The 18,840-nt window shown below is 48.7% G+C and carries 22 protein-coding genes, 1 tRNA gene and 1 pseudogene; 9 read left to right on the top strand and 15 right to left on the bottom strand.

What is annotated here, in order from left to right:
* Nucleotides 1-222: hypothetical protein (locus tag ABWW03_RS19155; protein WP_353411141.1), on the top strand; the 222-nt coding region annotated here is incomplete at its 5' end.
* Nucleotides 223-340: 118 nt separating this feature from the next.
* Here ABWW03_RS19155 and ABWW03_RS19150 read toward each other — a convergent pair.
* Nucleotides 341-727, bottom strand: coding sequence for a hypothetical protein (locus ABWW03_RS19150; RefSeq protein WP_353411139.1), 387 nt, complete (start codon nucleotides 725-727; stop codon nucleotides 341-343).
* An 866-nt stretch (nucleotides 728-1,593) separates the two neighbouring features.
* On the opposite strand from ABWW03_RS19150, the gene ABWW03_RS19145 reads away from it, so the two are divergent.
* The 3 genes and pseudogenes from ABWW03_RS19145 to ABWW03_RS19135 all read left to right on the top strand — a co-directional run.
* Nucleotides 1,594-1,872 (top strand): hypothetical protein, encoded by a 279-nt coding sequence (locus ABWW03_RS19145; RefSeq protein ID WP_353411137.1) that lies wholly within the window; start codon nucleotides 1,594-1,596, stop codon nucleotides 1,870-1,872.
* Between the two features lie 214 nt (nucleotides 1,873-2,086).
* Complete coding sequence (locus ABWW03_RS19140; RefSeq protein ID WP_353411135.1) at nucleotides 2,087-2,611, top strand: hypothetical protein; 525 nt, start codon at nucleotides 2,087-2,089, stop codon at nucleotides 2,609-2,611.
* Nucleotides 2,612-2,776: 165 nt separating this feature from the next.
* A pseudogene (locus ABWW03_RS19135) lies at nucleotides 2,777-2,893 on the top strand (transposase); the annotation flags it as partial.
* On the opposite strand, the gene ABWW03_RS19130 reads toward ABWW03_RS19135, so the two are convergent.
* The 7 genes from ABWW03_RS19130 to ABWW03_RS19100 all read right to left on the bottom strand — a co-directional run bounded on the left by ABWW03_RS19130 (nucleotide 2,844) and on the right by ABWW03_RS19100 (nucleotide 6,393).
* Nucleotides 2,844-3,323: a DUF5675 family protein gene (locus tag ABWW03_RS19130; protein WP_353411147.1), complete on the bottom strand. Its 480-nt coding sequence runs from the start codon at nucleotides 3,321-3,323 to the stop codon at nucleotides 2,844-2,846. The pseudogene ABWW03_RS19135 and the gene ABWW03_RS19130 overlap by 50 nt on opposite strands.
* 199 nt (nucleotides 3,324-3,522) lie before the next feature.
* Nucleotides 3,523-4,338 carry a hypothetical protein gene (locus ABWW03_RS19125; protein ID WP_353411133.1) on the bottom strand — a complete coding sequence of 272 codons (816 nt, stop codon included), beginning with the start codon at nucleotides 4,336-4,338 and terminating at the stop codon, nucleotides 3,523-3,525.
* A 7-nt stretch (nucleotides 4,339-4,345) separates the two neighbouring features.
* Entirely contained in the window at nucleotides 4,346-4,690 is a 345-nt protein-coding gene (locus ABWW03_RS19120; protein WP_353411131.1) for a hypothetical protein, read from the bottom strand.
* A gap of 2 nt (nucleotides 4,691-4,692) precedes the next feature.
* Nucleotides 4,693-5,244 (bottom strand): hypothetical protein, encoded by a 552-nt coding sequence (locus tag ABWW03_RS19115; protein WP_353411129.1) that lies wholly within the window; start codon nucleotides 5,242-5,244, stop codon nucleotides 4,693-4,695.
* 157 nt (nucleotides 5,245-5,401) lie between these two features.
* Nucleotides 5,402-5,647 carry an antiterminator Q family protein gene (locus tag ABWW03_RS19110; protein WP_353411127.1) on the bottom strand — a complete coding sequence of 82 codons (246 nt, stop codon included), beginning with the start codon at nucleotides 5,645-5,647 and terminating at the stop codon, nucleotides 5,402-5,404.
* A gap of 3 nt (nucleotides 5,648-5,650) precedes the next feature.
* Nucleotides 5,651-5,992 (bottom strand): Ref family recombination enhancement nuclease, encoded by a 342-nt coding sequence (locus tag ABWW03_RS19105; RefSeq protein ID WP_353411145.1) that lies wholly within the window; start codon nucleotides 5,990-5,992, stop codon nucleotides 5,651-5,653.
* Between the two features lie 278 nt (nucleotides 5,993-6,270).
* Nucleotides 6,271-6,393 (bottom strand): hypothetical protein, encoded by a 123-nt coding sequence (locus tag ABWW03_RS19100; RefSeq protein ID WP_353411125.1) that lies wholly within the window; start codon nucleotides 6,391-6,393, stop codon nucleotides 6,271-6,273.
* Between the two features lie 234 nt (nucleotides 6,394-6,627).
* Here ABWW03_RS19100 and ABWW03_RS19095 point away from each other — a divergent pair, with 234 nt between their 5' ends.
* Entirely contained in the window at nucleotides 6,628-6,822 is a 195-nt protein-coding gene (locus ABWW03_RS19095; protein WP_353411123.1) for a hypothetical protein, read from the top strand.
* A 76-nt stretch (nucleotides 6,823-6,898) separates the two neighbouring features.
* On the opposite strand, the gene ABWW03_RS19090 is transcribed toward ABWW03_RS19095, so the two are convergent.
* Nucleotides 6,899-6,975: transfer RNA gene (locus tag ABWW03_RS19090), tRNA-Val, on the bottom strand.
* A gap of 257 nt (nucleotides 6,976-7,232) precedes the next feature.
* On the opposite strand from ABWW03_RS19090, the gene ABWW03_RS19085 reads away from it, so the two are divergent.
* From ABWW03_RS19085 to ABWW03_RS19075, 3 genes are all read left to right on the top strand, one after another.
* Nucleotides 7,233-8,219, top strand: coding sequence for an NAD-dependent epimerase/dehydratase family protein (locus ABWW03_RS19085; protein ID WP_353411121.1), 987 nt, complete (start codon nucleotides 7,233-7,235; stop codon nucleotides 8,217-8,219).
* Nucleotides 8,216-9,241 carry an MraY family glycosyltransferase gene (locus ABWW03_RS19080; protein ID WP_353411119.1) on the top strand — a complete coding sequence of 342 codons (1,026 nt, stop codon included), beginning with the start codon at nucleotides 8,216-8,218 and terminating at the stop codon, nucleotides 9,239-9,241. Before ABWW03_RS19085 ends, ABWW03_RS19080 begins: the two co-directional genes overlap by 4 nt.
* 225 nt (nucleotides 9,242-9,466) lie before the next feature.
* Nucleotides 9,467-11,404, top strand: a complete 1,938-nt coding sequence (locus tag ABWW03_RS19075) for a polysaccharide biosynthesis protein (RefSeq protein ID WP_353411117.1) — start codon at nucleotides 9,467-9,469, stop codon at nucleotides 11,402-11,404.
* A 47-nt stretch (nucleotides 11,405-11,451) separates the two neighbouring features.
* On the opposite strand, the gene ABWW03_RS19070 is transcribed toward ABWW03_RS19075, so the two are convergent.
* Entirely contained in the window at nucleotides 11,452-12,906 is a 1,455-nt protein-coding gene (locus ABWW03_RS19070; protein WP_353411115.1) for a Na+/H+ antiporter NhaC family protein, read from the bottom strand.
* 156 nt (nucleotides 12,907-13,062) lie between these two features.
* Here ABWW03_RS19070 and ABWW03_RS19065 point away from each other — a divergent pair, with 156 nt between their 5' ends.
* Nucleotides 13,063-13,935 carry a DMT family transporter gene (locus ABWW03_RS19065; RefSeq protein WP_353411113.1) on the top strand — a complete coding sequence of 291 codons (873 nt, stop codon included), beginning with the start codon at nucleotides 13,063-13,065 and terminating at the stop codon, nucleotides 13,933-13,935.
* A 1-nt stretch (nucleotide 13,936) separates the two neighbouring features.
* On the opposite strand, the gene ABWW03_RS19060 is transcribed toward ABWW03_RS19065, so the two are convergent.
* From ABWW03_RS19060 to zipA, 5 genes are all read right to left on the bottom strand, one after another.
* Nucleotides 13,937-14,368 (bottom strand): PaaI family thioesterase, encoded by a 432-nt coding sequence (locus tag ABWW03_RS19060; protein WP_353411111.1) that lies wholly within the window; start codon nucleotides 14,366-14,368, stop codon nucleotides 13,937-13,939.
* An 81-nt stretch (nucleotides 14,369-14,449) separates the two neighbouring features.
* Nucleotides 14,450-14,875 carry a hypothetical protein gene (locus tag ABWW03_RS19055; RefSeq protein ID WP_353411109.1) on the bottom strand — a complete coding sequence of 142 codons (426 nt, stop codon included), beginning with the start codon at nucleotides 14,873-14,875 and terminating at the stop codon, nucleotides 14,450-14,452.
* Between the two features lie 97 nt (nucleotides 14,876-14,972).
* Nucleotides 14,973-15,623, bottom strand: coding sequence for a transglycosylase SLT domain-containing protein (locus ABWW03_RS19050; RefSeq protein ID WP_353411107.1), 651 nt, complete (start codon nucleotides 15,621-15,623; stop codon nucleotides 14,973-14,975).
* A 24-nt stretch (nucleotides 15,624-15,647) separates the two neighbouring features.
* Complete coding sequence (ligA, locus tag ABWW03_RS19045; RefSeq protein WP_353411105.1) at nucleotides 15,648-17,696, bottom strand: NAD-dependent DNA ligase LigA; 2,049 nt, start codon at nucleotides 17,694-17,696, stop codon at nucleotides 15,648-15,650.
* Nucleotides 17,697-17,796: 100 nt separating this feature from the next.
* The gene (gene zipA / locus ABWW03_RS19040) at nucleotides 17,797-18,771 is read right to left on the bottom strand and encodes a cell division protein ZipA (protein ID WP_353411103.1); all 975 of its coding nucleotides are present in this window, start codon (nucleotides 18,769-18,771) and stop codon (nucleotides 17,797-17,799) included.
* Nucleotides 18,772-18,840 lie beyond the last annotated feature (69 nt).

The following is an 18,840-nucleotide window of genomic DNA, read 5'->3' as shown; positions in this document are numbered from 1 at the left end:
TTTTGCCTAAGAGGCGATGATATCACCTCCAATCAGGTGGCCAAATTAACTATGCCACTACACAGCAAAAACAATGGGGACATTGTGGGTACCGCTGTAGCCGCAGCAGCTGGCGCCGCAGTATCCACATCTACTGCTACCGCAACAATATCTACGGGGTTAATTCCATTAAAGCCGGCATCGCCAGAGGTAGTCGCGCCAGTAGTTACCGTAAATGCCTGATCGCCATCTACGATCCCATCTGTTGGAACGGACAATGTCACTGTTTGTGAAAAACCATTGCCCGCCGTCAGGCTAATCGCCGTGGTCGAAACAGCACTTTCTGTAGCATCCACAATTGTTACGTTAACGTCACGTCGGCCGTTGGGCCGCCAAGCGCCGCAATGGTAATAGCCTGGTTGTTGCCCTCGCTGATGAAAATACCGGATGAGGGAGAAACGGTAACCACATCAACACCATCAATATTGGCATTAGTAACGCTTACGCTGCTGGCTGTCTCGCCATCATAATTACCACCACCAACATTGCTCGATACTGTATTAGTGATTGTATAAGCCACATCGCCATCGTTATCGTCTCCGGATGCCCCAGGAGTGACAGTAACGAATTGAGGTGTTTCATAATCGGAAAGATCAAATGTGAGAGCCGCAGAAACAGTACCTTCTGTAACATCGTTGGATGAAGGCGTAATCGTAACGGTTTCACCAGCCGATGGTGGAGAATCCAAAACCACTCAATAAGTGATTGCCGCCCCGCTTTCAGAAGTAGTCAGTGTAGTGGGGGTTACTTGGACTGCAGCAAACGATGACACGGAGATGAGCATCATCCCGGCAAAATAGGCTAGAAATTTCATGTTTTCCCCTGAAGAAATAGTTGAATGTAAATACTCGCGGTAGTGTCTTAGACACCATCTGAAAAATCGAACGGTACATGAGCGCCGTTATTTACTTATTATTCTTAGCACAACATCTGATACTATATTACTAAGAAAAGCCACAAACTACTCAAGTTTATAAAGCCCAACACCTCCTTTGTCGCCTAAAGCATCACCCAGGAAATGCGTGAACAGCTTTCTTCACAAATATCAGGGTTTTTAGTTAATTGGGCTATTCTTACTGAGCTCAGAATCTCTTCTCTTGCACCGTTCTGACGGATCGAAGGAGGCTGAGACTATCGACAATCGAACAAACCGGGATTGGAAGCCCTTCGGGGAATCGCTCACTGCAAAACAGCTGATCTCGACTGAGTTATGGCAACGCTCATAGGCAAGATGCAACTCAATCACACCAGTTACTTGTATTTCGGAACGTTGTTTTAATAATGAACGAATGTTATTTCCTTGTTCACCATTCACCCAATCAAACGAACCTCCCATCAGGGTTTTGGGCATTCATCAGAGCGTGATTTTTGATCAATTCAGTGACTTTAACTACGGTTTAGTAAATACACAGAACATCATTTGCATGAGCTCACATTTTGCATGTCCATTATGTTAGCTCTATTGGGTACGGCACATACTCTCATCGATGTGCATCCCAGATACGATCTGTTAAGTTGCAGGTCCTTTTAACGACTATATCTTGGGGTAAAAAAATGAAAAACATGTTAGCGGCCACATTATTACTTGTACTCTCTGGCGCCTGTCAGGCAATGGATGCCAAACAACTTAAGGAAGCTGCAATGAAGGGTTGCGAAATCCAATCCGCAAGCATGCCAGAAAACATGCAGGAACAAACCAAAAAGCTTTGCGTATGTAACGTTGAAAAAACTGATTATGATGCAGTACTCAAAGCGCAAGCATCTGGCGATACTAAAAAGATACAAGACATTGCTTTAGAAAACGCCAAAGCATGCTCTGCAGAACTAAAATAGTAGCTTGATCTTGATAACAAGACAAAAGAAGAGGCCAACACCTTCTTCTTTTGTTTCCACTGGTGCCTTACAGTATTTCTACTATCGCCATTATCAAATGAAAGTGGTCGCCAGCGTTTCGGGATTGTTTGATTTAGGAAAAATTAAACCGGAACAGTATTTATATAGATATCCCTATTCCAACAATAATTGAGTTATCTTTAAGGATTTAAAAATGAAAAAATCTGCATTTACTCTTCTGATGCTTTTGATTCTCACATCAACTTCATCAAATGCTGAAACAAGCGCTTCTGAATCCTTTGCGCAAATGAAAAATTTAGTGGGCATTTGGACCGAGACAGAAAAGCCAAACTCTAAATTCAGCATTGAATTCTCACTCGTTTCAAATAACTCTGTACTTGTCGAAACATGGCGCCGAGGAACAAAGAAGCATTCGCTCACCCTCTACCACTTAGATGGAAAAAACCTTATTGCCACGCACTATTGCCCTCAGGGAAACCAACCACGCCTCCAGATGACCCCCAATTCGACAAAGAAAAAACTGTCGTTCAGCTATCGTGACGCTACAAACCTATCAAGCCTGGATCACTCCCATCAACATTCTTTGGCTTTCGTACTACCAAATAAATCTGGTCAACTTATTCGTCAAGAATCGTATTTAAGTGGTGCTGGAGAAAAGTTTTCTACTCTACATCTAAGCAAAAAACAGGCAAGTCCAAGTCCAAAAGATAGGCCTTAATAAAAACGACCGAAACTACACGTCACAAATGTAACTGAAGTTCGCACTACCCCGCCAACATGCACCCTATTCGAGACGCTGGAGGGTGCATTGAATTCACAGACTCGAGCAACCTGGGTTTCATAGACACTTCTGGATTATTATTTAGTTTAGGAGGAAGCCCCTATGAGTGGACAACGATATACTCCGGAATTTAAAGACGAAGCCGTAAAGCAGGTAGTGGATCGAGGATTCAGCATTGCTGAGGTGGCTGAGAGATTAGGTGTTTCCCAACACAGCCTGTCAAGTGAGTGAATACAGTAAAGCCGGGAAAAAATGAATTACAAGAGAAGGAACTACTGGAAGCCAAGCGTGAAATACTCAAACTACGCTCTAGGTGAAAATCCGAATCGCCCACATCAAGGAGAAAGTCAGAGCATGCTGAACGGCTGTTTAGAACCATGCGGCTATCTCCAATCCGCTGACCCAGCGCGATACAACCATGTGGCTCCTGCTTACCTTTAATCGGATTTACGTAATTGTTCGCGGGATGAATCTCTATGTGGCTACGCTCAGGGACATTGGTAACGCTAAAGAACTTAAAGCGACCACTTCTATCTCGGCGACACACATATTCACCGTCAGGAATACAAGATACGTTTGGCTTGTTGGCGTCCCACGGGGGCTCAATGGTTTTATAGCTGCTTCCACTAGGCGTAAGAATCACCCCCATAGTGGCTTCTGATAACTCAGGTAATCCCAAGGAACGGCGAATCAGCCGAACTTTTTTTAACGGCTGCGCCATATTTCATTGTTCCGAAAACGAAAAAACCGGCACTAGGCCGGTTTTTTAAACTCGTGTTTGATTTAGAAATGAAAACGCCCCGCTGATTTCCAACGAGGCGTACGAATTTCACTCTATACGGAAAATACTACTTCGTTTCACCAAACTGTGCAACTATCTTCTCTATAAAATCTTCATCTAGTGGCGAACAGCTAATACTAAAAACTTCACTAAAAAGAAACCTAGCCAACCTACAATCAGCTTCCAACACACCATTTAAAGCAGGCAGTAATGATTCCTTACCCAAGCCCTTGGCCGTTGAAAACTCACCATCAGAACTCTTGTATAGCAACTGATAACCACACAATCTGACAGTTTCAAAAACAGCATCCTCATCAGGAAAAGGGACACTTTTTTCCACCGCCTTCTCAAGTTCATTTTTAAAATGCCAAACAAGGCTTCCTCTAAATCCTTCCAAGAGGGTTTTATCAAAAGTAAAGTTGACAACTTCCCGAAGATTTTTTGGAAAAAACTTCTGGTAATGGTTGTAATTGGACCTAGGAGCTAGGTATAAGCTAGTTTCCCCGTGCACCAATATCATTTCTTGCTTTTCTATAAACTCTGAAAACTCTGCCTTATGTGATGTTCGAGCTGAATAATTAGCAGAGTCCTGCGACAATTTGAAAGCTTCTAGAGTCTGGCCTGACCTATGCATCTGAGCTATCAAAGCCCCCATAATTAGGCCAAGCGAGCCTAGTGCAATTGGAACCTCATATGTTGGAAAGAAACCCTTGATACAATTAAGGTCAGGAGACCAACATAAATCATCATAATTCCACCAAGCTATCACTATTGCCGCAATCACAGCGATCCCTACGGGCACCATCAACGACAGCCAAAACAATGGCGTCTTATGCAATTTTCTATCTGGATCCAGAAAACTTCTACCTTCCCCTTCTGACATATACACCCTATTCCTTTACAGCCTTAACAACATCAGCAATAGCCTTCGCAGACACATTTAGATCAGTTGGGTGATCACTGGAACTAGCAAGCAGAGGCCAATCGATCTCCTTTTCTAGCGTTTCAATCAGCTTCTTCTTGGCCTCGTCCCGATGATCCCCTTCCAGCTCATTTGCCAACACATAAGACAGGTGATGCTTATCAATACCTGCTTTTACCTTACTTTGAAGCGTTGAAACTTGAATGAAATGAGAGTGTTGACGCATGTAGAAAGCTGCCATAGCTTCGACAAACACAAACAAAAGGGACGTCGTGATAATCCCATAAAGATGATAAACAGAAAATCCAACCAAACTTATGTAAGCCTGCCATGCAACGATAGAAAAAAGTAAAAATAAATACCATTTTTTGCGAATTTGTTTCCTTGTTCCAATAAAAAAGAAGCTTTCTCATGATGCCTATCAGCCTGACTCCTCAAGTCTAATGAAATTTCATTTAACATTTCAGGAAACATTGAATAAAGCTCAAGCTCTGTTAACTTCTGCCTTAGCTCTCTATTCTCTTCCTTTAGTTCATCAACCCCTTTTTTAGTTTCCCTTACGAGCTCTAAAGCTTGATTGTGCTGAGTTAAAGCTTCTTTCCTTCTCTGGAGTCGAATTTTCTCATCTTTGTCCTCATTCAAGCTGTACTTCGCATCAATATCAAAGAGAGTCTTAGTCTTCAGGGGGAAAAGTCTTTCGGCGAGAGATAACGAAACAATTGGGATCAATACCAATACCCAAAATAAAGCCCTCGTATTTTCTGATTCAGGATTAGTAATCATCAAAAAACCCATGACCCCAAATAAACACAGGTTTAATATGAGCACGATGATATGCACTACCATGTTTGTCGTTAACTTTTTCACGAATAATCCTTTTCAAGTTGTACTTCGGACACTGGATCCTAATGGAAAATAAACATGCATTTTACCCCGTTAATGACGTTCCCTCCAGTACCCCATCAACCCAGCAGATCCCAGCTCTGACAAGCAGTTCAATTCTACGATTCGACAAGGACATCTTTCAGCCAACATGACTATAGTTCTCACCTTCAAGAAAGTAAGTAACTAAGGCTTCGCCGCCCTCAGGATCCCGCTTTTTGAACCTGGCGACAGCACTATCAATTACCAAAGCCATATCATCAGTAATCTGAATAGCTGGCCCAGTCTTTCTGATAACTAAAGAGATCCCTGGGTATCCCAACCCCCGATCCCCCTGCTTGACCCACATAGCCCACTCCCGGAGCAACCACTCGGTATTAGACAACATCAACTACACTTTCAGCACATTTCGTTTGGCACGTACAAGAACACTAGTTAGCTCTAGGAACTCCAATTCCGTGCCATACCTTTCCTCGACAGCCTTTTTACCGTCACCATGACGAGAGATCCATCGAGGTGATTTCTGGTTGTCTTTCTCCTGGTGGTGCTTACTGCAAAGAGCAATGGTCAAAAGGTGCGTATCAGGCTTTATTCGACCATCAATGTGATACGACGAAACTCTTGGATTCGAAACTCCATCGCAGAACCAACATACCACGCACCTCACAGTCTCTAGATTGCATATGTCATCTATCCATTGAATCTCTTCCACAGTCGGAGACCTCCCCTTCATGCCGCCCCCTGAATCATGGCTCGACCCGCAGCCCAGTTCCATAGTGAGTCGAAATCTATCCATTGCCGGGGCAAGGTCCGCCAAGCTGCCATTGTTGTCGATGATGAAATCCGCATCCTGATAACTCAGCTTCATCGAGATGATCGGTTCTGCAGGTAAACGATGTGAAGCGTCCACCCAAACTACAAGATCAACCAGGCCCTGACCTCGAATGGCATCTAGCTCTTCCTTACTTCTCAATCCGCAATACACATCACATTGAGAAAAGATCAGTGCGCCTAATCGAGTCTTGTCTTTTCTTCTTGAGCAGGCAACGCCAGTACGCTATCTTCAGAATCATTGAGCAGAGTCGACTTGATCACCGCCGAAACCCGTTTAAGCCCGTCGGGGTTCACCGTCATATCCTTCGGTTCTTGGTTGGGGCTACCCACCAAAAGATACTGATGGCGGTCTGAACACTCGACGCGTTGAGTATTATTCTCGCCAGTTCAGAGAACTCGCCAGCACAACTCAAAAGCACTATGCCTCTGCAGCGAGAGTACTTGATTAACCTACGTACCGATGCAGCCAAGATGCTCTGCACATGCTTCTGTTGACCGATCGCAAGGGACAAAAAATTTCGAACGAAGGCATCAATGAGTCGCCTCAAGAAAATGATGGTACAAACGGGTTTCGAGGACGTGTATTGGCCACTCCATTTGTTGAAACTCAAGGGCATGACCGACTTGGAAAACAAAGACCTGGGAGGCCATAAAAACCAGGCTATCAAAGACAGTTACACTCATGATTTGGAAAAGGTAACGCCAGCCAGTGAGCCAGTTTTTGCATAAAGATTTATGGCTATTGCATAAACCACAACAATTAAATTTTGGGAATTTCACAAGTGCTTGAATAAGCAAAGAAAATTGGTACGACCGAGTGGACTCGAACCACCGACCCCCACCATGTCAAGGTGGTGCTCTAACCAGCTGAGCTACGGTCGTACTGAGCAGATTGCATTGGCAGGACGCCTTGGCAATCGAGGCGCGTACTCTACCAGCGAGATCAGGGATTGGCAAGGCTCAAAGGGTGAAAAAAGTCGTATCATTCCCATTGTATTTGCGTAAAATACCCTGCTACAGCAGGTACTTAGCGGCTTTAGCTATGATGAGTGTTAAGACAAGCCTTCAAACATGGGTACCCTGCCCCCAAAATCAAACAAATCCAGATGATGTGAATACCCGGGAGCCCAGCTAGCAAGATGGCCATTGTAATCAGCGGAAGCAGTGGTTTTGTTGGCCAAGCCCTTCTCCAGCAATTGTGCGCCAACACCCAATGGCGGCAACAAGGCATTACCGCCCTGTGTCGCGCGCGCCCTGAACAGCCTCTGGATCAGGTTCATTATGTTCCCCTTGGGAGCAACTGGCACCGTAATCATCTCAGCACCCATATCCAAACGGGCGATTGTATTATTCACTTGGCTGGTCGTGCGCACCAAGGCAGTGCCAGCCAGGAAGAGGAAACTCAACTGCAGTTGGCCGCGCATTTAACCCTGACCCAGGAATTTGCCCACGCCGCTGCCGCCCAGGAGGCCAGACGTTTTATTTATATCAGCAGTGCCAAGGTGTTTGCCGAATGCAGTCACCAGTGCGCTTTCGATAACCAAACTCCGCCGGCCCCTGAAGATCCTTATGCTAAAGCCAAATGGCAAACTGAGCAGTGGCTTCAAACCTTCTGTGAGCGCAGTGGTATTGAGCTGATCATTCTGCGCCCCGGTCTGGTTTATGATCGACATGCCAAGGGCAATATTGCGCGCCTTCAATCTCTGATACGAACCGGCCTGCCCTTGCCTTTTGGTGGCTTACACAATCGGCGGAGCATGATCTCTCTGGCAAACTTCTGCCACTTAATAGAACACTGCCTGGATTGCCCTCCCCCGACGAACAACACCTGCATTGCCGCTGATGGGCAAGCTCTCAGCAGCCGTGAACTGCTCGATATTTTAGCCAAAGCCGACGGCCGGACACTGAGATTATTTTCACTCCCCAATTGGCTGTTAAACCTGCTGCGGCACCTTCCCGGTTTTGAACAACAATGGGGAAAACTCAGCAGCAACTTTGCCCTGAACAATAAACCCTGCAATATCGCTCTGGGCTGGGTAGCGCCCTACACGCCAGAGCAAAGTCTTTTGGAGCACAGTTTTGCCCCTTCTCATGCAAAGACGCATTCGAAGGAAGGCAAATCATGACGGGCCTTGCCACCATCATCACCTTAATTGCCCTTTGTCTGTTCAGCTGGCTGCTCAGTCACGGCGTGCGTTTTTATGCGTTGCGAACCAATATGGTCGATGTGCCAGGCAAACGCAGCTCTCATACCGTCGTCACTCCTCGAGGGGGTGGGCTGGCCATTGTAGTGGTAGCCACTCTGGCGGCACTTTGCCAATGGTATCTTCAACTCGCGTCGACAGAATGGTTGCTCGCAATCTATTTACCCGCTGGCCTCTTGGGGTTGTTCAGTTTTGTGGATGACCACCAATCGCTGCCCCGCCGACTCCGCTTTTTTGCTCATCTCGCGTGTGCGGCATTCTTGTTGTACTTGCTGCCTGAGGGTATTTTTCTTCCCATCGCTGGTTTTCAGCTGCCGATAACCTCGCTCTGGATGGCCCCCATGAGCCTTCTGGCCATCGCCTGGATGATTAACCTCTATAACTTTATGGATGGTATTGATGGTATTGCGGCGGCGGAAGCGATCTGTGTTCTATTGAGCTTGCAGTTCATCATTTATAGGCAAGGCGGTGCATTCGATATTCAGCTGTTGGGCCTGAGCGCCGTCATCTTGGGCTTCTTATGGATCAATTGGGCGCCAGCCAAGCTGTTTATGGGCGATATTGGCAGCTGCTTTTTGGGTTTGCTGCTGTTTGCATGCGCCTGCTATTGTGCGCATCAATATCAGATTACCCTTTGGGCCTCTTTGATTCTTCTTGCCGCTTTCATTGTCGATGCCAGCTGGACGCTGCTCTACCGCATGTTCACCGGCCAGGCCTGGAATGAAGGGCATCGCAGTCACAGTTACCAGATTCTCAGCCGGAAGTGGCGACATCATAGCCCCGTTGTGTGTGCTATGCTGTTAATCAATGTTGTATGGCTATTGCCCCTGGCCTTATTGGCGACCAGAGCCCCCCATTGGGGAGCGGCGATCTTTGCCCTTGCCTGCCTACCACTTTTGACCATTGGTCTTAAATTCAAAGCCGGTCATAATTCTGAGCTATAGCTCAAAGGGGCTATAGCGCATACTGCATCAGGGCGTTAGAATAGGCAGTTGCTTGAATTTTGCTTCATCACATTGGCTAGCACTTTCGGTACCCGACGACAGTAGACTGTATTGGCTAGGTTCAAAACCAACAGCCTAAAACGCCTGGATTGAGCGATTTAGTTAGACCGTATAAGCACAACAAAAAAATGGGCCCTTCGGGGCGACAATACAGCGAAGAAATCATTGGATCTATTGCAAACACAACTCGCACAAACCCCTCGCGCGCTTAAGCGGGGCGTCTCCGTGCTTTATGATGTGCTGGCCATTGCGACGGCTCTGTACATCGCTTTTGCAATTCGACTGGGTGAAAGCTATCACTTCTCCCTTGCATCCGACCTGTATACCTACGCATTGACCACCATTATTTCTGTTGCTTCTTTTATACGCCTTGGCCTGTATCGCGCCGTACTGCGCTATATGACCTACCAAGCCATTTATACGGTGGTGCTGGGGATCGTGATCTCTGCTGTCGCACTGATTGCCAGCAGTTTCTTCACCGACAGTTTTATGCCTCGCTCGGTACCTGTCATTTATGTGTTTGCCGCCCTTTTGTTGGTCGGCTTCCCGCGCCTGATTATTCGCAACCTGGTTCAAATCAGTGATGTGATGCAAGGCGAAAAAGTCATTATTTATGGCGCCGGTGTGAGCGGCAGCCAATTAGTCGCTGCATTGCAGCTCTCCCCTGATTATCAACCTGTGGCCTTTATTGATGACAATAAAAAGCTGCACAACAGCTCAGTGCGCGGCCTGAATATATTCCCCTTCTCCTCGCTGACCAAATTAATGGAACGCTACCAGACCGATAAGGTTCTGCTGGCGCTTGGCCGAACGCCTCGAGCCAAACGCCATGAAGTGGTGAAAATGCTGGAGACCATGCCGGTACAAATTCAAACCGTGCCCAACATGTCTGAACTGCTGTCGGGCCGCGCCAATCTCAACGATATTAAAGATATCGAAATTGAAGATTTACTGGGCCGCGATCCAAGCTTGCCGGATTACAAACTGATGGCCGCCAACATCAAAGGCAAAACGGTCTTGGTCACTGGCGCTGGTGGCTCTATTGGCTCTGAAATCTGTCAACAGATTGTTCAGTTGCAGCCTAAAGCACTTTTGATGCTCGAGCAGAACGAGTACAACCTCTACCGTATTCACGAACAACTGCGGCATTACCAAGAAGATGGTGAGGAACCTCTGATTCTCAAGACCATTTTGGGCTCCGCTGCCGATGAACAGCTGATTGCACGTGTTTTTAGAAAAAATGCCATCGACACGGTTTACCATGCGGCGGCATACAAGCACGTGCCCATGCTGGAAGAAAATAAGGCCGAAGGCCTGCGCAATAATGTGTTGTCTACTTGGTATACCGCCAAAGCGGCCGTCGAGCATCGCGTTGACAGTTTTGTCCTGATTTCTTCTGACAAAGCTGTGCGCCCAACTAATATTATGGGTGCCTCTAAGCGCATTGCCGAATTGATTTTGCAGGCCATGGACGCCAGACAACAGCATACGCGCTTTTGCATGGTTCGCTTTGGTAATGTGCTCGGCTCTTCCGGTTCGGTTGTACCGCACTTTAAAGAACAAATCGCCTCTGGTGGCCCAATCACGGTAACTCACCCGGACATCACCCGCTATTTCATGGTTACCAGCGAAGCCGTTCAGTTGGTGATCCAGGCTGGCGCCATGGGTTCGGGCGGCGATGTCTTTTTGCTGGATATGGGCGAGCCTGTGCGAATCTCCGACCTCGCCAAGGAAATGATTCTGCTTTCCGGATTGCAATTGAAAGATGAGCACAACCCGGATGGCGACATTGAAATTCACTACACGGGTTTGCGCGCTGGTGAGAAGCTTTACGAAGAGCTGCTGGTGAAAGAAGAATGCGAACGCACTCGTCACCCTCGTATTATGCGAAGCTGCGAGGAAGCCATGAGCTGGGATGAGGTGATCGCCTTTATCGACACGGTGAAGAAACTGGATGGCAGTGAAAGCAATGCAGACATTGCGCAGTTGCTGCAAGCTTCAGCTATTCATTTCCAGACCCAGCAACCACTGACCCCGCAGTTCCGTCGCACCATGCAGGCCATTTGCGAAGACAATATTCCGGCAGCACAGGTAGGCCCCTAAGCCTCAGTCGGACTGCTGCCGAAACCTACCCTTACCGCTTTAAACCTCTAGCTGAACATTCCCACGAAGAGAAAACCGATCAGCGCCACGCCTGCCGCCAGCAACGCATAGGGTAACTGTGTCCGCACATGCTCAATATGATCAACTTCTGCAGCCATGCTTGAAATTACCGTAGTGTCGCTAATCGGAGAGGCATGATCGCCGAAAACCCCACCCGACAGCACGGCAGCCACTAGGGCAGCCAAGGGCAAATCCATAGAGATGGCCAAAGGCACGGCCAATGGAATCAACAGGGAAAACGTCCCCCAGCTTGAGCCAATGGCAAAAGCCACAGCCGAAGCCAGCAGAAAGACTACTGGCAACACAAGCGCTGTCGGCATGCTGCCCTGAAGAAGTTGCGCAAGATAATCCCCTGCCTGCAATTCCCGGGAGATAGCCCCCAAGGCTAAGGCCAACATCAACACCAAAGCAACGGGCACCATTTTCCCCGCACCACTAAAATAAGCATCGGCCATCGATTTTTGTTGGCGCCACATAAAACTGGCCGCAACAGTACTGGCGGCCAATACGGCCCAGAGCACGCTCGTGGAGCCGGAGCCCTGACGCAAATCGCCATCACCCGTAATCCACAAGCCCAATGGCATCACTAAAATTAACGTCAACACAGGCAGAAGCATCGCCAAGGGTGTACTTGACGCTGAAGACTCGTTTACCGATTCCATAAGAAGCGTGTCACTCAATGAGCCCTGGGCATTGCTCTCAGCGCTCTCGACTGGTTTACGCTCATTTATACTGCTCTGTGAATCTTCCAAATCGGGAACACCAGCTTCTTGCGCTCGCTGCTCAGAAGCCTTCATTGGTCCCCAATTAATGTCCAGGGCGATGACCAATGCCGCCAGAAGCACGGCAAAGATAGCGTAAAAATTCAGTAACACCGCTTGAAAAAATACCGTCAACGGATCTTCAACACCGGCACCGGAAAGCAAGCCCAAGTTAAACGCGCCCCAGGCATTGAAGGGAATCAAAATACAAATAGGTGCGGACGTGGAATCAATAATATACGCAAGCTTGGCACGGGAGATTTTGAAGCGATCAAAAAGAGGTTTCGCCGTCGTCGCCGCAACCAAAACCGTAATGTTCGACTCGATAAAAATCAGTACGCCGCTAAGCCACGCCAAGCCTTGGGCCTGTCGACGGGTTTGCCCCCAACGCTTGGCTTCCAACCAGCGGACAAATGCTCTCACGCCTCCGTTCACTTCAATTAAGGCAATCAGGCCGCCGACGCACAGAGTGAATAAGACGACTCGAGCATCCCCTGCTGATGCCAACACCTTGACAATGCGATCAATGCTGTCGGCGATAGCGGAGACAGGATTGCCACCCAACAAATAGCAGCCAAGCCAAATACCTGCGATAAGAGCCACAAATACTTTACGAGTCCATATCGCCAAAACGATGGCCAATAAGGAAGGCAATAAAACGAAAGCGCCTAATTCCTGCATAAGAAACCCAATGTGTTTTTTTACGCACTATAACAGCCGCACCTTTAATTGCTAGCGCGGCACCGGCAAAACGCTTTTTGGGTTACAATACTGGATTATTTATTCGCCGGCCGTTTAAACCATAGCGGGCTACCAAACCAAAGCGGGCAACACTCTGTGAGCAGCAACACCGACAAACCCTTACTGGGAATGGCGTTTGCCTTTGCCACCACGATTGTGGGTGCCAGTGCGTCAGCGGCGACTAAATATATTTCCAGCGAAGTTCCTCTCGGCAGTATTGTCCTGATTCAATTTATTGTCGGCTTGCTCGTGCTTTCACCCTGGATCTATCGCCAAGGCTTCAGTGGATTGCGCAGCGATTATTGGCAACGCCATATTGTTCGTGGGCTGGCGGGCTTTGCGGGATTTTGTTTTTTTTATTTGGCACTGCAACATATTCCTCTGGTCGACAGCAGTCTTTTGCGCCATAGCGCACCCCTGTTTGTTGCTTTAGTCGCCTATGTCTGGGTTGGTGCCAAAGTACCTTCCAGCCGTTGGCTACCGATGATTATCGGGTTTTGTGGTATTGCTCTGATTCTGCGCCCAAGCAGCTCGGTAAGTATCTGGCACATTGCGGGTTTGGGCTCAGGGCTAAGCCTGGCCATTTCCATGGTAGGCACACGATTGTTGTCGCACAGCGAAAGCAGCTCAAAGATCCTGTTTTATTACCACATCATTGCGCTGGTTCTGAGCATTCCCCTGGCGCTATACAGCTGGCAAGGCATCCCCAGCTGGGCCTGGCCGTATCTACTTTACAACAGCCTGTCTATTTTTGTGGCCATGTGGTTGTACACTAAGGCCTACAGTTACGCCAAAGCCAGTGTGGTTTCGCCTATTGGGTATTTTTCAGTGGTTAACGCCGGAATTTTGGGCTGGCTCATTTGGGATCACCTGCCCGATCAAATTGCATTTGTCGGCATTGCTGTGGTGGTTTGCGCAGGTTTAATTACCGTATGGCAATCCGCTCGTGAAGAAAAACGATCCGCGTGAATCAGCTCTCGATGGGCACACCATCAAGGTGCTCAGAACCCCCGCGATAACGAAACACCCCCTGACAACTCGCAACCGGGTTGTTTTCACCATCGTAGATGTCCACCTGGGAATAGAAAATTTTTCGCCCCGAGTTGCTGACCTTCCCCTCGGCATAAACTATCGTGGTTTTAGCAACACCAAGAAAGCTGGTGTTTAACGACAAAGTAGATGCAAAGCGCCGACGATCTGGATGCGGGCAATAGACCCCAGGAAATGACGCCGCAATATCAGCCAAACTCATAATGAACCCACCATGTGGCGCGCCCTGGCTGTTTTGGAAATGAGGCAAGACCTCTGCCGAAATTTTCACATAACCTTCTCGCCACGCCTCGATATTGATTCCGAGGTGGTCGTTAAACGGAGGTTGAGGCTTGCCATCCCAATGATTCATATTGTGTGCCCTATTGATTCGCTATGCTGCTGTTTCTCAATAGCAAATTGTCAGCGATAGGACACAGGAGCGCAATGGCGATCAGAGCCCGGTTTCATGCTGCCATTGACAGCGCACACGGGAAACTTCGGTGCCTGGACGATGGAAATCCTCATCACAAGTCCAACTGAAGGTGTGATTACCGGACAACTCAGTCTCTAAATGCACCGTGGCATCCACCCAATACATTTTGGAGAGCAAGGTTTCAAAGGCCTTCAGCCACTCTTCCCATTCATATTCAATCGCCTGATAGGATGCGCCGAAATGCATAACTTCGGTTTGATACCCCATCATATTGGTTTCAATACGTGGAATGGCAAACATTTCCTGACTTAGAAATGGCCACTGCTCTGCACTGGGCAAAGCCAGCATCGCTGAGCGATTCACTCGGCGGCGCTCTTGGTCACTGCTCAACCCTACGGCATCTTTGATACAGCCGTAAACAATGGATTCCTGATCCCCAGACATAGTTATACCCTTTGTTACATCGTCAGGTGCCGTGTCGAACTCCAGCCCAAACATGGGCCAGCTCGAGCCTTGCCACACCTGAGGAAATCATCAATCTCTAAAAAATCCACCAACCGTCAGACTGCAGCCGTTTTTCACAACGCCTGAGCTGCGAACCATATTGCTTAGCCTGACGGGCAACTTTTTTCGCCGTCTTAATTAACCAGGACTTTTTTCGGTAGGTTTTGCGTTCGAAGCCACCATGCCCTTCATGGTAAGCCAAATATAAATTGTAGGTGTCGGTTTTTTTAATTCCCAGACGCTTATGACTCTGGTGGTTATACCAACCAATAAAATCAACCGCATCATCAAAATCATCCCGGTCGGCACTCCAGCGGCCGGCGGATTTCATGTACCAATCCCAAGTACCATCTTTCGCCTGGGCATAGCCATAGGCACTGCTCTTTCTAGGGCCGGGAATGAACCACAAAATTTTGGTACGCGGCGGCGCGGCGTCGTCTTTGAAACTGGATTCCTGCTTCATGATTGCCATCATGACTTCAATGGGACTGCCCCAACGCTTTTTCGAATCCGCGGCATCATCGTACCAATCGTCTTTTTCATCAAAGATATCGCAGAGGTTGGAGGTATTAGTCGGCGGTGAGCTGGCACAACCCACCACCGTAAGAAGCAATAATGCTGCCGACAATACCTTCAAAAAACGCCAGGACTGGCAAGAAAAAGAGGCATTCGTGCAACATGTGTTCATAGACAATTCGCTTATTTAGGTCATCTAGCCATTATGCTGATTCAATAGCGCTATTAAAGCATCTTCATCGATAATCTCAATGCCCAGGTCTTGAGCCTTTGTCAGCTTGGAGCCCGCACCCGGACCGGCGACCAACACGCTGGTTTTCGCAGACACACTACCCGCTACCTTGGCACCCAATTCCTGCAGTGCGGCCTTGGCATCATTGCGCGACATCTGCTCAAGGGTCCCGGTCAGCACATAGGTTAAATCCTTGAGGGGCAACTCATCCTCGGACTTCACTTCGATATCCGGCCAGTGAATGCCAGCGGCCTGCAAACGCGCAACCTCTTCACGATTACGCTCATCGGCAAAGAAGCTCACGATAAACTCCGCCATGATGGGGCCAACATCGCTCACGCCCAGAAGCTGCTCAGCATCGGCTTGCATCAATGCCGGCAAATTGCCGAAGTGCTGAGCCAAATTGCGCGCTGTGGCCTCTCCCACTTCACGAATGCCCAACGCAAACAAAAACCTCGGCAAGCTGCTTTGCTTGGACGCTTCCAAAGCATCTAATAAATTTTGCGCTGACTTTTCCGCCATACGCTCAAGCGCACTGACCGCGCTCAACTCGAGATGGAATAAATCAGCCATCGATTCCACCAGGCCATTTTCCACCAGCTGATCAACCAGTTTATCGCCCAAGCCATCGACATCCATCGCCTTACGCGAAACAAAGTGCTTCAAGGCTTCTTTCCGCTGCGCTGCGCAAATCAGTCCACCAGTGCAACGCACCACCACCTCACCTTCTTTACTGACCGCGGGCGAATCACAAACCGGGCAATGCTCAGGAAACTCAATATCACGGGCATCATCGGGGCGGCGTTCCATAAGCACCGACACGACCTGTGGAATCACATCACCCGCGCGGCGAATGGTAACGGTATCACCAATTTTCACACCAAGCCGAGCGACTTCATCACGATTGTGCAAGGTCGCATTGGACACCGTCACACCACCAACAAAAACAGGCTGCAAACGTGCAACAGGAGTAATGGCACCAGTGCGCCCAACCTGAAACTCTACATCCTGCAATACTGTCAGTTCCTCCTGAGCCGGGAATTTATAAGCCACGGCCCAGCGCGGTGCGCGAGAAACAAAACCCAGCACCTGCTGCTGGGCGCTGCTGTTCACCTTGAATACAATACCATCAATGTCGTAGCTTAAATCATCACGAATGTCGGCAATTTTTTTATAGTAGTCAATGCAAGCGTGAATACTGTCCGCCACTTGCATCTGGGCATTAATAAGGAAACCCCATTCTTGAAGCTTGTACAAAATATCGGTGTGTCTATCGGGTAACTCGGGTGCACGGCCGAGCTCTAAATAGCCCACGCTGTACGCGCACATTTCAAGCGGACGTGATGCCGTGATTTTTGAATCCAGTTGTCGCAAACTGCCCGCGGCCGCATTACGAGGGTTCACAAACTCCTTTTCGCCTTTGTCCCGAGCGTTTTGATTTAAACGCGCGAACCCCTCTTTCGGCATATAGATTTCACCGCGCACTTCCAGCATGGCGGGCACATCGTCACCCTGCAGACGCAGAGGAATTGAACCAATGGTTTTAACGTTTTGGGTAATGTCCTCACCAGTACTGCCATCACCGCGTGTAGCGCCCTGTTCGAGAACGCCGTTGCGATACATCAGACTGACCGCAATGCCGTCAAGTTTAGGTTCACAGGCGTATTCAATATCGTCGCTTACCCCTAAGCGCTCCTGGTTGCGACGATTAAAATCTTCCAACTCCTCATCATCAAAGGCGTTACCGAGAGACAACATCGGTAAGCGATGCTCCACCTGGGTGAACACATCCAGAGCTTTCCCGCCCACACGCTGAGCCGGGGAATCTGGGACAACCCAATCGGGGTTGACCTCTTCTGTGGCCTGTAATTGCCGAAACAAGCGATCGTATTCCGCATCAGGAACTGTGGGCGCGTCCAGCACATAGTACTCATGACAGTAGCGCTGCAATTGCATGACTAATCGTTGATATTCTTCGCGCGAAACGCACTGCTCATTATTTTTCTGACTCATAGAAACTCAATGACTTTTATAGGAGCAATAAGAAGCAAAGGCCCCATATTAAGGAGCCACGGCCCGCCCAAAGCGAGCCATCATATAATGCTAAACTGGTTTAAGACTGGCGGGACAATTGGCGACGAGCAAACTCACGCACGCGCTGGCGACAATGCTCAATAGTTTGCTGAGTCATCACGCTGCGGTTTTCGTCTTTCAATTCACCGCCCAGACTCTCACACAGGGCCTGGGTGGTTTCCACCATGGCCTCGAATGCATTCAGACTATCACCATTGATTGGCAGGGTCAGGAAGAAGCTCACACCTGGCGTTTCAAAAGTGCTCATCGCGTCGAGATCGAAGGTGCCCGGCACGACCATATTCGCCATGCTGAACAGGATTTCTCCAGAGCCATCGGCTTCGCTATGGCGGTGAAAGATATTCATCGTGCCAAAACGCATGCCCTTTGAGAGCAACACCTGCAACAGATCGGCACCCTGGAAACGAGTACCCGCGGGCGCCATAACGTTGATGATAATGACTTCCTCAGGATCCTGACCAGCCTCAACATCAGAAGCTTCAACCGCCGCCGATTCAGGGCGACTCGCAGGTCGCGAAGGCGACACGATGCCATCGTCCAAGACTGCACCGGAATCCAATTCATTGAACACCGGTTCGCGGCGTTCGGAATGATAGTCCAATTCAGATTCGTCGATGCCGGGTTCCTGATGAGAGTCGGCTTGCTCGCTTACAGAATCCATCAGCATGGGGACTTTTTCATCCAAATTCAGGCTAACCTGTTCAGGAACCGCACGGGGCTTGCTGCCCGGAGGGGTAAAAGCCTTGCGAACCTCAGTGTTCAGGTCGTCCGCTTCAGCCGGGTCGCGATTGACAACCCGAGCGCCCCCATTCGGCAGCTCACTGCCGTATTGCTCATCGCCCTCGCGATCAAGATTGTGCTGCATATTCAATGACATGCGAATGGAATCCCGGCGATTCTGACGCATGCGTCGAATACCATCGAGTACCACACCGACAATCAGCAGCACGATGATAATGGTCAGAACATGCTGCATTTCAAAATCGAAATTCATCCTTAGTATTGCCTCTCAAGCCTTCCCACCGGGCCACCCCCCTGGCAGCAACCGGGAATCAATTTCCGC

It is taken from the genome of Pseudoteredinibacter isoporae, from assembly GCF_040372805.1.
Lineage (GTDB): Bacteria > Pseudomonadota > Gammaproteobacteria > Pseudomonadales > Cellvibrionaceae > Pseudoteredinibacter > Pseudoteredinibacter isoporae_A.
This window is presented reverse-complemented; position numbering and strand designations above follow the sequence as displayed.

Bases quoted from the DNA above. Each gene is read 5' to 3' on its own strand.
- ABWW03_RS19145 (WP_353411137.1), top strand. From the start codon at position 1,594: ATGAAAAACATGTTAGCGGCCACATTATTACTTGTACTCTCTGGCGCC.
- ABWW03_RS19140 (WP_353411135.1), top strand. From the start codon at position 2,087: ATGAAAAAATCTGCATTTACTCTTCTGATGCTTTTGATTCTCACATCA.
- ABWW03_RS19130 (WP_353411147.1), bottom strand. From the start codon at position 3,323: ATGGGGGTGATTCTTACGCCTAGTGGAAGCAGCTATAAAACCATTGAG.
- ABWW03_RS19125 (WP_353411133.1), bottom strand. From the start codon at position 4,338: ATGTCAGAAGGGGAAGGTAGAAGTTTTCTGGATCCAGATAGAAAATTG.
- ABWW03_RS19110 (WP_353411127.1), bottom strand. From the start codon at position 5,647: ATGTTGTCTAATACCGAGTGGTTGCTCCGGGAGTGGGCTATGTGGGTC.
- ABWW03_RS19105 (WP_353411145.1), bottom strand. From the start codon at position 5,992: ATGAAGGGGAGGTCTCCGACTGTGGAAGAGATTCAATGGATAGATGAC.
- ABWW03_RS19100 (WP_353411125.1), bottom strand. From the start codon at position 6,393: ATGACGGTGAACCCCGACGGGCTTAAACGGGTTTCGGCGGTGATCAAG.
- ABWW03_RS19095 (WP_353411123.1), top strand. From the start codon at position 6,628: ATGAGTCGCCTCAAGAAAATGATGGTACAAACGGGTTTCGAGGACGTG.
- ABWW03_RS19085 (WP_353411121.1), top strand. From the start codon at position 7,233: ATGGCCATTGTAATCAGCGGAAGCAGTGGTTTTGTTGGCCAAGCCCTT.
- ABWW03_RS19080 (WP_353411119.1), top strand. From the start codon at position 8,216: ATGACGGGCCTTGCCACCATCATCACCTTAATTGCCCTTTGTCTGTTC.
- ABWW03_RS19070 (WP_353411115.1), bottom strand. From the start codon at position 12,906: ATGCAGGAATTAGGCGCTTTCGTTTTATTGCCTTCCTTATTGGCCATC.
- ABWW03_RS19060 (WP_353411111.1), bottom strand. From the start codon at position 14,368: ATGAATCATTGGGATGGCAAGCCTCAACCTCCGTTTAACGACCACCTC.
- ABWW03_RS19055 (WP_353411109.1), bottom strand. From the start codon at position 14,875: ATGTCTGGGGATCAGGAATCCATTGTTTACGGCTGTATCAAAGATGCC.
- ABWW03_RS19050 (WP_353411107.1), bottom strand. From the start codon at position 15,623: ATGAACACATGTTGCACGAATGCCTCTTTTTCTTGCCAGTCCTGGCGT.
- ligA (WP_353411105.1), bottom strand. From the start codon at position 17,696: ATGAGTCAGAAAAATAATGAGCAGTGCGTTTCGCGCGAAGAATATCAA.
- zipA (WP_353411103.1), bottom strand. From the start codon at position 18,771: ATGAATTTCGATTTTGAAATGCAGCATGTTCTGACCATTATCATCGTG.